At 38.1% G+C, this 14,244-nt stretch carries 9 protein-coding genes; 1 reads left to right on the top strand and 8 read right to left on the bottom strand.

The genetic code is table 11. From position 1 onward, the window contains the following. Positions 1–170: 170 nt before the first annotated feature. The 4 genes from ACK4HO_RS12305 to sucC all read right to left on the bottom strand — a co-directional run bounded on the left by ACK4HO_RS12305 (position 171) and on the right by sucC (position 4,531). Positions 171–908, bottom strand: coding sequence for a methyltransferase domain-containing protein (locus tag ACK4HO_RS12305; RefSeq protein WP_409666222.1), 738 nt, complete (start codon positions 906–908; stop codon positions 171–173). A gap of 11 nt (positions 909–919) precedes the next feature. Next, positions 920–1,876: a glycosyltransferase family 2 protein gene (locus tag ACK4HO_RS12300; protein ID WP_409666221.1), complete on the bottom strand. Its 957-nt coding sequence runs from the start codon at positions 1,874–1,876 to the stop codon at positions 920–922. Then, complete coding sequence (locus ACK4HO_RS12295; protein ID WP_409666219.1) at positions 1,876–3,234, bottom strand: glycosyltransferase family 39 protein; 1,359 nt, start codon at positions 3,232–3,234, stop codon at positions 1,876–1,878. The genes ACK4HO_RS12300 and ACK4HO_RS12295 overlap by 1 nt, the downstream gene beginning before the upstream one ends. A gap of 103 nt (positions 3,235–3,337) precedes the next feature. Further along, on the bottom strand, positions 3,338–4,531 hold the full coding sequence (gene sucC / locus ACK4HO_RS12290) for an ADP-forming succinate--CoA ligase subunit beta (protein ID WP_133532703.1): 1,194 nt from the start codon (positions 4,529–4,531) through the stop codon (positions 3,338–3,340). Positions 4,532–4,794: 263 nt separating this feature from the next. On the opposite strand from sucC, the gene lysA reads away from it, so the two are divergent. Further along, positions 4,795–6,000, top strand: coding sequence for a diaminopimelate decarboxylase (gene lysA / locus ACK4HO_RS12285; protein WP_409666217.1), 1,206 nt, complete (start codon positions 4,795–4,797; stop codon positions 5,998–6,000). 36 nt (positions 6,001–6,036) lie between these two features. Here lysA and pafA read toward each other — a convergent pair whose 3' ends face one another. From pafA to ACK4HO_RS12265, 4 genes are all read right to left on the bottom strand, one after another. Beyond that, positions 6,037–7,647: an alkaline phosphatase PafA gene (gene pafA, locus ACK4HO_RS12280; protein ID WP_409666215.1), complete on the bottom strand. Its 1,611-nt coding sequence runs from the start codon at positions 7,645–7,647 to the stop codon at positions 6,037–6,039. 163 nt (positions 7,648–7,810) lie between these two features. Then, on the bottom strand, positions 7,811–9,691 hold the full coding sequence (locus ACK4HO_RS12275) for an OmpA family protein (protein WP_409666213.1): 1,881 nt from the start codon (positions 9,689–9,691) through the stop codon (positions 7,811–7,813). A gap of 10 nt (positions 9,692–9,701) precedes the next feature. Further along, positions 9,702–10,667: a type IX secretion system membrane protein PorP/SprF gene (locus tag ACK4HO_RS12270; protein WP_409666211.1), complete on the bottom strand. Its 966-nt coding sequence runs from the start codon at positions 10,665–10,667 to the stop codon at positions 9,702–9,704. Positions 10,668–10,672: 5 nt separating this feature from the next. Beyond that, positions 10,673–14,244, bottom strand: a 3,572-nt coding sequence (locus ACK4HO_RS12265) for a gliding motility-associated C-terminal domain-containing protein (protein WP_409666209.1), incomplete at its 5' end; no start/stop codon positions are given.

Here is a 14,244-nt window from a genome sequence, read left to right as displayed (position 1 = left end):
TGATAAATTAATAATTTAACAAAATTAGGGAATTCGAAATGAAATAAAAAAGAATTACGGCAACGTTTTCGTTAATTATTTGATAAATTTTGCAAAATTGGTATATAAATAAAAAAAGGCGTAAAAGGCAAATGGCTGTTAAAGTCCGAAATTATAAAAATAACTAAACATCAAGAACTTCTCTTTGCTATACAAAAAGTGCTGACACCAAACGGGAAGTTAACCATTTTCAACAACTTGTTTTCAAAAACAATTAACTGCAGTAAAACACTGTTCACAAAAGAATTTCCAATGGAAATATCACTTTCTCCGGTTTTGTTTTTTTGAAAAACAGCGGTCAATTTTCTGAAAAGGTAAACCGGTAAAAACAAAAAGAAGTTCCAATAACTCGATTTGAGAATTTCCAAGTTTTCGTTGGAGATTTTGGCTCTTAATTCGGCATTAGTATAACGTCGGTAATGCATATTTACTTCATCGTGGTAACTCCACAACGACATAAAAGCCGGTACAAAAACATACATCGTTCCGCCTACTTTGAGTAAAGATTTCCAGTTTTTCAAGGCTTGTTTATCGTCTTGTAAATGTTCCAAACAGTCGGATGCGACAATGATATCAAAAGATTCCGTAAGGGTTATGTTTTGCGCATCCATTACAAAAGCATTCGGAATCCCGTTGGCTTTGCAATTGGCTATAGCTTTGTCGCTGATGTCAATACCGTACAAATTTTCGAGCGCGAAACCCAATTTTTCCAAGTCTTTCAAAAACACACCCGAAGAACAGCCAATGTCTAATATTTTGCTGTCTTTTGGGGCATTTTCCAGCAAGTCGAGTAAATATTTTCTTCTTGATTTGAACCACCAATGGTCGGTTTCCACGTCGTGGTATTTTTTCTCAAAATCTTTTTCCATAGTTTATTTTCTTACTCTACTCGTTTATCAATAAAATAGCGTGGTCTTTGTTTTACTTCAGAATAAATTTTGCCGATATATTCGCCTAAAATTCCGAAACAAAACAACTGAACGCCGCCCAAAAAATACATGGGTAAAACCGTTGAAAGCCAACCGGGAACTACATTTCCCGTATACAAAGCAAACAAAGCATAACCGGTCATTGCCAAACAAAAGAAAAAGATAACAAAACCAATAATGGTTACCAATTTCAGTGGATAATTGCTGAAAGAAGTCACGCCATTCCAGGCAAAAGCCGCCATTTTTCGGAATGGATATTTGGATTCGCCGGCAAATCGCTCTAATCGGTCATAATAAACGACCTCTTTGCTAAAACCGATGGTTGGAATAATACCTCGTAAAAACAAATTCACTTCTCCGAATTCTGCTAAAGCATTCAAAACTCTGTTGCTGCACAAACGGTAATCGGCATGGTTGTGAATGATATTCACTTTCATTTTCTTCATCAAATTGTAGAACAACAAAGCGGTATTTCTTTTGAAAAAAGTATCGGTAGCTCTTTCTTTGCGGACGCCATACACGACATCAATTCCCGATTTGTATTTGACTATCATTTCTTCTATCACGCGAACGTCATCTTGCAAATCGGCATCGATAGAAATCAAGGCATCGGCTTCGTCTTTAAAAGTCAGTAATCCGGCTAATAATGCTTTTTGGTGCCCAACATTTCCGGCCAATTTCAGTCCTTTGATATGGGTTAATTGCGATGCTTTTTCTTCGATTATATTCCAAGTCTTGTCTTTGCTTCCATCATCCACAAAAACAGCAAAACTCTTTTCGGAAATGATATTGCGCGCCACTAAATCGGCTATGATGGTATTCAACTGTACCGAAGTTTCAGGCAACACCAATTCCTCATTGTAACAAGGAGAAACTACGCCAATTATAGGTTTGTGATGGTTTTCCATTAGCGGACAGATTTAGTAGTGAAAACAAATTTAGCAATATAATTGACTTTTCTTTGAATCCATGGCAAACGGTATAATCCCGCGGCACTCATAATATACAAAGCCACTCGTGCCGGAAACATATAACGCGGTTCCATATAAGTCAATCCGTGAAAAACCAACAAGGCCACAATTACACTCCAAAAAAGCCAATAATTGATGAGACTTTTTTCTTTGAACAAAAACAAAGTAGCACCGAGTATGATGATGATATTGATAAAGTTGATGATGAAAATAACCAACCAATAGCCCATCACACCGTGAATGGGTCCGAGATGAAAATCTTTGGGTTTAACGCTGTTGATAAAATACATATGACCATAAAAACATTTGACAAAAAATTGTCTGGTAAACAGAAAAGGATGTTCCAAAGCGTCATTAATTAAGAACTCGCGGTAAACATCACCGTATGAGCGTTTAGTTTCGTCCATGATTTTGCCCAAGTCTTCTCCGCTTTTACCCCAATTTTGATAATCCTTACTATCCGGTCTGATATCGCTTTCCCAAAAACGGAAATCGGTTGGTTCTTCTCTGAACTGAAATCGGCCTTGGTGTGCCACAAAATATAAAAGTCCTTCCTGATTGTAACCACTTTTAGTTCCGGTGACCATTTTGGCCAATTGAAGTGTTCCGAAGCCCATCAATCCAACACAGGTGAAAGTCAATGCTAATCCTTTTCCATAGGTTCTAAAGAATTGTTTGTTATTCAAAAAAGCATAAGCCACCAACAAAAACCCGATTAATAGTAAAAGCATCGTATTTGGTCTGTTCAGAATCAAAAACCACAACCCTAACAGTAACAGAATCCAACTCGATTTTTGGTTAGATTCTTTTATGATTTTTGACCAACCAAACAAGGCCAAAGTCAAGGAAAAAAACGCCGGTACTTCGGCCAAAATTCCTAGAGAATAGTAGCAATGTATAGGGAAAATAAAGAATAACAAAACACTCAACAATCCGACTTCTTTGGAGAAAAGATTGGAGCCAATTTTAAAAATCAACAACAAACTTATGGTAATAATGATAAAAGTAAATACCACAGCATAAACCCAAAGTTGGTTATCAGTAGCCTCTGAAGGCGCTATCAAATAAGGTGGTGTGTAAAAAAAAATCGGTCCGGGCGCTTTGGTTATAGTGACTTTATCATACCCGATATCTCCTTTTAAATATAAAGCCAAATTTTTGGCTTCCTCATGAAAAGTCATATCTCCAAAAGGTTTTGCTTTAAAAGGCAAATTGAGCACCACAATCATCATTAGTGATGAAATCAAAATGATTAGTATGTTTACCCTTTTGATGGAGAAATTTTTGATGTCCATTTACAGTTTGACTTGGTGATAAAAATAAAGCCGAAAAATAATAAAAAAACCCGAGCTTTCACTCGGGTTTTTCACTTTGTAATTTATAAATTAAAATTTACATTTAAGACAATGCTGCTTTCACTTGGTCAGCTGCTTCTTGGAATTGCACCGCAGATAAAATCGGCATCCCTGAATTGTCGATTAATTCTTTGGCAATCTCTGCATTGGTTCCTTGTAAACGAACAATAATTGGCACTTTAATAGCATCACCCATGTTTTTGTATGCATCAACAACTCCTTGCGCCACACGGTCACAACGAACAATTCCACCAAAAATATTAATCAAAATCGCTTTTACGTTTGGATCTTTTAAGATAATACGGAAAGCGGTTTCGACACGTTTTGCATCTGCAGTTCCACCTACGTCTAAGAAGTTTGCCGGTTCAAAACCTGCATATTTAATTAAGTCCATGGTAGCCATAGCTAAACCTGCACCGTTAACCATACAACCTACAGTTCCGTCAAGGTCAACATAGTTTAAGCCAACTTCTTTGGCTTCCACTTCGATTGGATTTTCTTCACGAATGTCGCGCATGTCAGCATATTTTGGTTGTCTGAACAAAGCGTTGTCATCAATATTTACTTTGGCATCAACCGCCATAATCTTGTTATCTGATGTTTTTAAAACCGGATTGATTTCAAACATAGAAGCATCACAACCAATGTAAGCGTTGTATAATGAATCAACGAATTTAACCATTTCTTTAAAAGCATTCCCTGAAAGACCAAGATTAAAAGCTATTCTTCTGGCTTGGAAACCTTGCAGACCAACCGCCGGATCAATTTCTTCTGTGAAGATTAAATGTGGCGTGTGTTCTGCAACTTCTTCAATATCCATTCCACCTTCAGTAGAATACATAATCATGTTTCTTCCTTTGGCTCTGTTTAACAACACCGACATATAAAACTCAGAAGTTTCACTTTCACCGGGATAATAAACATCCTCAGCAATTAAAACTTTGTGTACTTTTTTACCTTCCGGTGGCGTTTGTGGGGTAATCAATTGCATTCCTATGATTTGTTCAGCAATTTCTTCCACTTGTTGCAAGTTTTTAGCCAACTTCACGCCGCCGCCTTTTCCTCTTCCACCTGCGTGAATTTGCGCTTTGATTACGTGCCAACCTGTTCCTGTTTCAGCAGTCAATTGTTTTGCTGCAGCAACCGCTTCTACCGGACTATTAGCCACAATGCCGCGTTGAATGCGAACGCCATAACTGGCTAAAATTTCTTTTCCTTGATATTCGTGAATATTCATAATGATGTGTTTGTTTGTGTATGAGAGGCTAAAATGAATTCAGCAAATTGTGCCACAAAAGTAATTAATTAGAATCAAACCAAAAAGAAATGTATACCAATTTAGTATATTTATCCGTAAAGCTATTTTAATATACCATTCGTTAACGAAGATTTTAAACTCTAAATGGTACTATAGCTTTCAAAAAGCACGAATTCTGTTATTTTTTTCCTTGGAATTGCGCCACTTGAGGCTTAGCTTTGCAGCTTAAATTAAAAACAATTATGCAACCGACAGAATTAGAACAATTGGCCCGTGAATTCGGGAATCCACTTTATGTGTATGATGCTGAAAAAATTGAGTTTCAGTACAATCGTTTAACCAATGCTTTTGCCAAGGTAGAGAAGCTTAGAATTAACTATGCCATGAAAGCCTTGTCAAACATTTCTATTCTGAAGCTACTGAAGAACCTGGGTTCAGGTCTTGACACCGTTTCTATTCAGGAAGTACAATTGGGTTTGCATGCCGGTTTTACACCCGACAAAATCATCTTTACACCTAACGGCGTTTCATTCGAAGAAATTGAAGAAGTAGCCAAATTGGGCGTTCAAATCAATATTGACAACCTTTCGGTATTGGAACATTTTGGCACCAAATACCCGAAAGTTCCGGTTTGTATTCGTATCAATCCGCATGTAATGGCCGGTGGAAACGAGAATATTTCCGTTGGACACATCGATAGTAAATTTGGGATTTCTATTTATCAAATTCCGCATATTTTACGCATTGTTGAAAATACCAAAATGCACATCAACGGCATTCACATGCATACGGGTTCTGATATTTTGGACATTGAGGTTTTCCTTTATGCAGCGGAAATTTTATTTGATGCGGCGAAACAATTTAAAGATTTAGACTTTTTGGATTTTGGTTCCGGATTTAAAGTACCTTATAAAAAAGGCGATATCGAAACCAATATTGAAGAATTAGGTAAAAAATTAACCAAGCGCTTTTTGACGTTTGAAAAAGAATATGGTCGCGAATTGACTTTGGCTTTCGAACCGGGAAAATTCTTGGTGAGTGAAGCCGGCTATTTTTTGGCCAAAGTAAATGTAATCAAGCAAACAACGTCTACCGTTTTTGCCGGAATTGACAGTGGTTTTAACCACTTGATTCGTCCGATGTTTTACGGTTCGCAACACACCATTGAAAACATTTCTAACCCTAAAGGAAAAGAGCGTTTTTACACCGTTGTAGGGTATATTTGTGAAACAGACACTTTTGCGAGCAACCGCAGAATTACTGAAATTCATGAAGGTGATACTTTGTGTTTTAGAAATGCAGGAGCGTATTGTTTCTCGATGGCTTCCAATTACAACTCGCGTTTCAAACCTGCAGAAGTTTTGTGGAAAGACGGTAAAGGTCATTTGATTAGAGAAAGAGAAACTTTTGAAGATTTGTTACAGAACCAAATTTTGATTGAAGTATAAAAAGAAACCCCCGAAAATTTATTTCGGGGGTTTTTATTATTTGTCAAGTACTTCCAAAAGCACTTCACTATCAGTAGCATTGGGCAAGGTTATTTTTAATTTTTGTGCCAATGTCGGGGCAATTTGCGTGATTACTTTTTTATCGTAAGATTCCCCTTTTTTGATGTTCCAGCCATAAAATACTAGTGGCACATTGGTATCGTAAGCATAGGGAGAACCATGTGTGGCACCGGTGGCTGAATATTCGACATAACCCGGTTTATAAACAAAATACAAATCGCCGTTTTGCGTTGGGTCATAACCGTTTTGAATAAAACCTAACAATTGGTCATTGCTTGAAGAAGTTAGTATTTCTTCTTCGGCATAAACTCTTTTTACGTAATTTTTAGTGTATAAAAAATCTTTGAAACTTTGTTTTACTTTGGCCAAATCCAAGCCTTTGGTTTTGATTATTTCTTTATCGAAGTGAACATTATAGCTGTCGTATTTCAACAGTAAATTAGCGCCGAAAGTCTGCTCTGAAAAAGCAATCAAATCTTTGGAAACATCTTTGTAACTGATGTTATCCACGTTGTATTTGTGTTCTTTTAAGTGGGTTGAATTTTCGGAACAAGCGTGATCTGCAGTCATAAAAACCAAATAGTTTCCTTTGCCTACGGTTTTATCCAAATAGTTTAAAAAATCGGCAATGGTCAAATCCAAGCGCAAATAAGTGTCCTGAATTTCTATGGAACGTGGACCAAAAGTATGTCCGATATAATCGGTTGAAGAAAAACTAACCGCTAAAAAATCGGTAATCTCATCTTTTCCGAGTACTTCTTTTTCGATAGCTCTTTTGGCTAAATTAGCTAAAACATCGTTACCGAAAGGCGTAACGCGCAACACTCCTGCATCGTTTCCTTCATACATTTCTTTTAAATTGTATGGAAAAACGGGATCTTTTTTATACAATTTGCCTTCGTAATTGTTGGCATCTGCCAAACTTTCATTGTAAGTTGCTATAGGTTTTAACAAAGACCATCCGTTATTCATATAAGGCAAATATTGTTTCTCTTTGTTGAATTCGTCTAACCATTTTGGCAAAGTATTACCATAAAATGAACTCGAAATAAACTCACCGGTTTTGGTATACCAAAAAGCCCAATCCGCAAAATGTCCTGCCGGAAGAATGGCACCACGGTCTTTGATGCTCATGCCTATGACTTTGCCCTTGAAATTGGTGCTGAGTTTTAATTCATCCGTAATGGTCGTGGTTTGAAGGTTTTTGGGTGACATTTTTCCTTCTTTCTCCGTTCCTGGAACTAAGGTCGTTACGCTTTCATCATCGGTACAATACACTTCTTTTTTTAAGGTGCGGTGAAACCATTCATTACTCACAATTCCGTGCATTGCCGGAGTTGTTCCGGTGTAAATGGAAGCATGTCCGGGTGCTGTATACGTTGGCATAAAATTATAATGCATATTGTGAAAAGTATAGCCGTCATTCATCAATCGCTTAAAACCATTTTCGGAGAAATCGTTTTGAAAACGGTACAGATATTCCATTTTCATTTGGTCAATGACAATGCCGACAACCAATTTGGGTCTTTCTTGGGCCGAAAGATTGAAAACCATGACTAAGGTCAATAAAGAGAATATTTTTTTCATTCGAGTGTAATATTGAATAACAAAAATAGAGATTACAACTGAATCCTTGCTGAATATTTATGTTAATGCAAAGTTAGGTTTTCACCAAAAAACAAATGCATACCGTTAAGTATGCATTTGAGTTCAAAATCTCAACTTTTATAACAACAATCTAACAACTAACTTATTTCAAAATCATAAACGTACACCTACGATTGGTAGCATGTTCGCTATCGGTACAATCGTTTTTCGGACAAATAATCAACGGTTTGCTTTCGCCGTAACCAACAGATTTCAATCGGTTTCTATCGATGCCGTTTTGTACCAAATATTCTAAAGCCGAAGCGGCTCTTCTGTTGGACAATCTCAAATTATACATCTCGGAAGCTCTGGTATCGGTATGCGATCCGATTTGGATTTCCATGTATGGGTATTTTTTCAACAATTCGACTAAGACGTTTAAGACTTGTGCCGCTTGTGGTTTGATATTCCATTTGTCTAAATCGAAGTAGATATTTTCCAATTCGATTAAAACCGTTCCGTCATCTTTCTTATTAATGATATCTTCGGCGTCATAATAGGACTCGACTTTCATTTGCAAATCGATGTACACTTTGCCTTTTACACTCGTATCAAATTCGGCTTCGGCCGGAATATAAAAATCTTTGAAAGCCATGATTTTGTATTTTTTATTTGGCTCAGTATTGAACACAAAATCACCGTCTTTACCCACTAAAACTTCTTCGAGTAATTCGCCTTTATCGTTGTACAATTTCACCGTTGCGCCAGGCAAAAGTTCAGAAGATTTCAAATCCCTTACCTCACCTTCGACTAAATATTGTAACTTATTTTCCTCACGAACAAAAGTGTATAAATTGTCATCACCGGTACGATTGGAAGCGAAATATCCTTTCTCATTAACTTCATCCAAAATAAAATTGAAATCGTCCATTTCGCTATTGATGGTTGAGCCTAAATTTAGTGGCTTATCAAAATCCGTTTCGGTCAATTTATAACTCATAAAAATATCGAGATTTCCATTTCCTTGATGTCCATCGGAAGCAAAGTACAACGTTCCGTCTTCGGTTACAAACGGGAATTGTTCACGGTGAATCGTGTTAATCGTTTCACCCAGATTTCTCGGTTGGCTGAAAGTACCATCTTGCAAAATATCGACCACAAAAATATCCATAGAACCAATCGTTCCTTTCATATCGCTAGCGAAATATAATTTTTTGCCGTCTTTGGTCAGGAATGGATGTTGTACTGAATATTCATCACTAGAGAAAGAACACATTTTGACATTAGTCCATTTGTCGCCAACGTATTCTGCTTTGAATATTTTAACTGTAGCTACTCTTTCGTTGCCAATTTCAACTTGTTTATCGCCACTTCTGTTAAAGTATATGGTTTTACCATCGGCACTGAATGTCGCGTTGCTTTCATGTTTTTTAGTATTGATAATATCCGGAAAAGGTTCAACTTTAACCAATTGTCCTTTGTCATTAACCGAAGCCATGAACAAGTCTAAATAAGGCCTGTCATTCCATCCATAAGCTTTCTCATCGGCATTTCTAAGCGAGGCAAAAGTTACTTTTTCACCATAAAATGCAATTCCGAAATCACCATTAGTTCTGTTTTTGGACATGGGTTCCAATTTGAAACTGTTGGGTGTATTGCGAGTTACGTTCTTCATGAACTTAGGCGTATTTTGGTCGAAACCTAAATATTCCGACATGATGACATCTCCTTTTTCGAAGTCTTTGATTCCTTTCAGCGCATTGGCATAACGGAAATAGACTTCTTTTTTTACGCTGTCTTTATAAGTAAAGAACAACTGGCCATAAGCCCGAACGGCATTATCCATTTGGAAATTGTAGTAGTAACAATCACCCAAATTCTGCAACACTTTTTGGGACTGTTCGAGTTGCTCATAAGCCGCCGCGGCTTTGACATAGGATTTTCGGTCAAACAAAGAATGGGCTTGTTTGACACTTACTTTTTTTTGGGCAAAAAGAGTGGTGATACTGCAAAAAACAAAAAGTATGTAGAAGATTTTTTTCATCGTATCCATTTTAAAAGAATCTTGGTGATTTATCATACCCTTTTCCTGAAAGTCGGCCTAAATCAAGGTCGAATAAAACAAAAACCTCATGAGAACCAGTATTGAACTTTCTAAGGTTTGTTAGCGTATAGTCATAAGAATAGCCTATTCTTAATCTTGGTGTTACATAAAAACTAGCCAAACCGCTGACAGAATCATCTAATCGGTAACCTAAGCCTGCTTCGAATTTATTATTGATTAGCACATTGGTCGTTAAGTCGAGTGCAACCGGTGCGCCTTGAACGCCTTTGGCCATGAACGCCGGTTTTATTTTCAAATTGTCGTTGCCATTCAAAGTAAAGACATAACCACCGGTTAAGAAATAGTGAATGGCTTCTACTCCGGTAGTAACTATGCCGTTGGTGTTTTCGAGATGTTTGGTTGTTAGTAAATTTGGCGTTGAAAACCCTAAATAATAATTATCGCCAAACAAATAAGTTCCGGCTCCTACATTGGGAAAGGTTTGACTGATATTATTTTCAAATGCCGGATCGAGCAACGGACTGGTGTATTGAAATCCGTTAAAATTGGTACTGAAAAGAGTCACACCAGCTTTGACACCAAAGGACAATCTGGTTTTTTCTGATAGTGATAATACGTAGGCAAAGTCGGCATAAATATTACTTTCTTCTACTACATCGCCTATTTCATCGTGTACTATTGAAATTCCCATTTCTACTTTTCTGGACAAAGGTTTGTGGGCAAAAAAGGATTGGGTTGTTGGTGCGCCTTCAATGCCAACCCATTGGGCACGATAAATTCCACCCATATTAATCACGTCTTTATTTTCCGTAGCATACGCCGGATTGATTACACTCATATTGTACATGTAGTGGGTAAACTGAGGATCTTGTTGGGCTAACAACGAAGAAGAGCTCAATACCATAAGTATCGCAGAAAAATAGTGAATGATTTTATGTTTCATAATTGTACTCATCTTCCTTATCTGTTTAGATATACTCTTCCTTGAACTGCTTTTCTTGCACCGTCATTGAAATTCAATATGTAGAAATAAACTCCGGTTGGCAATAAATTGTCACCCAAATTCAATCCGCCTACACTAGTTGTTCCGTCCCAATTGGGTACATTTCTGTTTCCGGTGTAAATTAAATTACCGTAACGATTGTAGATTTCCAATTTGAAGTTCGGATATAAAGTCGCAAGATTTTCAATTTCAAAAGTGTCGTTGATACCATCATTGTTAGGCGAATAACCATCCGGAATTAAAATATCGTCACAGACTGTTAAATCAACAATAACTTCCAATCTTACGGTACCTTCACAACCACTCGCGGCAGTTAAAGCAGCATAATAAGTTGTGCCTTGTACCAACAAATCCGTAGTAGAATAAGCAGTTCCGCCAGTTGATGCATTGTACCAAATTACCGTTGGGAATCCGACAAGATTTCCAGATAAATTTTCTATTGTTGGATTGTCGTCTTCACAGAAGAGATTGCCGTCTTGGATGATTTGTGGTGTCCCTAATTGGGTCACCTCGAAATTAGTCGTCATAACCACATTCCCAATAACGCCACAAGTTGTAGTCACAGAGTTCAACTGACTAATGGTTAATGCAGTCGTTCCGTTATTGACTATGTCTGAAGCAGGAACTGTAAATGTACCTGTTCCTCCTGTGAAAGTTACTGTAACTGTATTTGACGCCGAATTGGCACCACTCAAAAGGTATTGGATAATATAATCCCCATCCGGCATATTTACTGTACCTGAAATAGTAGCTTGACTCGCATAATTAGCACAAGTATCCTGAACAGTCAAAGTTGCTGTATTCAAATCCGGAATCGGATTGATGACAAAACTAACCGTTGCATTTTCATTGGCATTGGTACAACCTGTTGCGGCAATGATCCCGATAATGGTCAAAGTATAATTTCCTGCTGAAGTAAATATTGCAGCCGGAACGGTAAACTGTCCTACACCTCCGGTGACGGTTACATTTCCGGTAACTCCTGAAGTTGGTGTTGCGCCCGGTATTGAATAATTAAACTGGTAAACGCCGTCCGGTAAATTGATGGCATTGGCAATATCGACAACTACATCTGTTCCAAAACATAGATTGTTGGCAGTCAGACTAGTGCTATCTATATCGGCTAAAGGTCTGACAATGATTTGTGCATCGACTCCGGTTAGCGTACTAGAACAGTTAGTTACAGTATTTAAAATATTAGTAAAAGTAATTACGGTTGTTCCGGTATTTGGAAGAGAAGCACTTGGTATACTGAAGTTCCCGGCACCGGAAGCTACAGTAACTGTTGCTGTTTGACCCGTTAAATTATTGGCTCCTGTTAAATCATAACTAAGTATATAAACGCCATCAGCCATTCCGTTTAAATTCACAATAACATTGGCCCCAAGACAAGCCGGTGAAATTATAATGTTTATGGTAGAAATTACCGGTGATTGGATTATAGCGATTACCACATTGGCAGTGTCGGCAGAACATGGACTTCCTCCAACACTATAAGTATAAGTTCCTGCCAAATCAGTGGTCGGATTATATACTCCGGTTCCGCTTGTTAAAGCCGGAGACCAAGTTCCTCCTGGCTGAGCATTTGGTCCTAGCAATAAGAATAAATCCTGAGAAGCACCAGTAGAACAGATTGTTAATGTATTATCGTTTCCTGCATTTGGCAATGGGTCCACTATTACCGTAACCGTTGAACTAGCATTAGGACAAGGTGATGTTCCAAGGACTGTATAGGTAAAATGGTAAGTTCCAGCTGAAACCGCAGAAGGATTAAAAATATTTCCTGTTAATGCTCCTGAAGCATCATCGTCATTCCATGTACCGCTTAGAGTTTGCGTTCCATCTAAACCTGTAAACAAATCAAGAGAAGTTATATTGATACAAGTATTCAAAATTTGACCTGTTCCACCTGAATTTCCTGCAGGTATTACGGTAACATCAACCGTTGCCGAAACTGATGGACAAAAAGCAGAAGTAACAGTGAATGTATAAACATTTGTAGCATCTATTGCTGGATTGAATACTCCAGTACCACTTGCTAAAGCAGGTGACCAAGTTCCGCCTGTTTCTGCTGTACTGCCTAACAGTCCAAACAAATCCTGAGCTGCATCGGTTGAACATAAAGTTAGTGTGCTATTATTTCCGGCTACCGGTAACGGATTTACGACTACGGTAACGGTTGAAGTAGCATCAACACATGGAGAAGTTCCGATAACTGTGTAAGTGAAATTATAAGTTCCAACTCCAATCGTTGATGGGTTGAATATATTTCCTGCTAAAGCTCCCGTTGCATCGTCATCGTTCCAGGTTCCTGATCCTTGCGTTCCGTCTAGTCCAGTAAATAAATCAACTGAAGTTGAACTTACACATGCATTCAAAGTTTGCCCTACTCCTCCTGAATTTGGTGCTTGAATTAAAGCAACAATTACATCAGCTGTATCGGTTGCACACAAACCACCTCCTACACTATAAGTATAAGTTCCTGCCAAATCAACTGCCGGATTAAAGAATCCGGTTCCACTGGCTAAAACTGGAGACCATGTTCCACCGGCTTGGGCATTTAACCCTAATAATAAGAACAAATCTTGAGCTGGATTATTTGAACATAAAGCAACCGAATTATCATCTCCTGCATTTGGAATCTGATTAACAGTTACCGTTATTACCGCACTATCATTATCACATGGTTGGGCTCCAGAAAGCGTATAAGTATAATCTCCCGCAGCATCAACAGCCGGATCAAAAACTCCGGTTCCACTTGCCATAGCTGGTGACCAAACTCCGCCTGGTTGTGAATTAGGCCCTAACAATAGTGCTAAATCTTGTGCCGGACTGTTGACACAAAGTGTAACTGAATTATTGGTTCCTGCTTCAGGTCCGGGAGTTACTGTTACCGTTACTGATGAAGTATCATCAACACAAGGTGCAATACCGGTAACTGTATAAGTATAAACTCCTGATATATCAACTGCGGGATTGAAAACTCCTGTTCCACTAGCTAATGCCGGTGACCATGTTCCTCCTAATTGTGGCGTTCCTGATAAAGAAGCAAATAAATCAACTGAATTTTGATTCGAACAAATGTTCAATATTCCGTCATTTCCTGCGTCCGGAACCGGATTAACTGTTACCTGAACAGTCGCAGATGATGGTTGACATGGTGCTGAACCAGTTAATGTATAAGTATATGTTCCGGCAGGATCAACAGTAGGATTAAACACTCCTGTACCACTAGTTAAAGCTGGTGCCCAAGTTCCTCCGGTTTGCGCAGTTGCTCCTAATAATGTAAACAAATCAAATGATGGACTCAAAATACAAACAGTTGTACTTGTGCTTGTCCCTGCAATTGGTGGATCAACTACCGTCAATACTACACTACTCGCTTGCGGATTAACACAACTTGGTGTGCCTGAACTCGCTACACTTACAATATTTACTGTCGTGTTAGCCGTATAAGTTCCGGTTAATGTAGCTGCGCCTGCTGCACTTAATACTATAGTTTGATTCGCGCCACCATCAATATTATAAG

This window comes from Flavobacterium sp. (assembly GCF_046296355.1).
In the GTDB taxonomy this organism is placed as follows: domain Bacteria; phylum Bacteroidota; class Bacteroidia; order Flavobacteriales; family Flavobacteriaceae; genus Flavobacterium.
The sequence above is the reverse complement of the archived record's forward strand: the minus strand, read 5'-3'. Positions and strand labels throughout refer to the sequence as shown.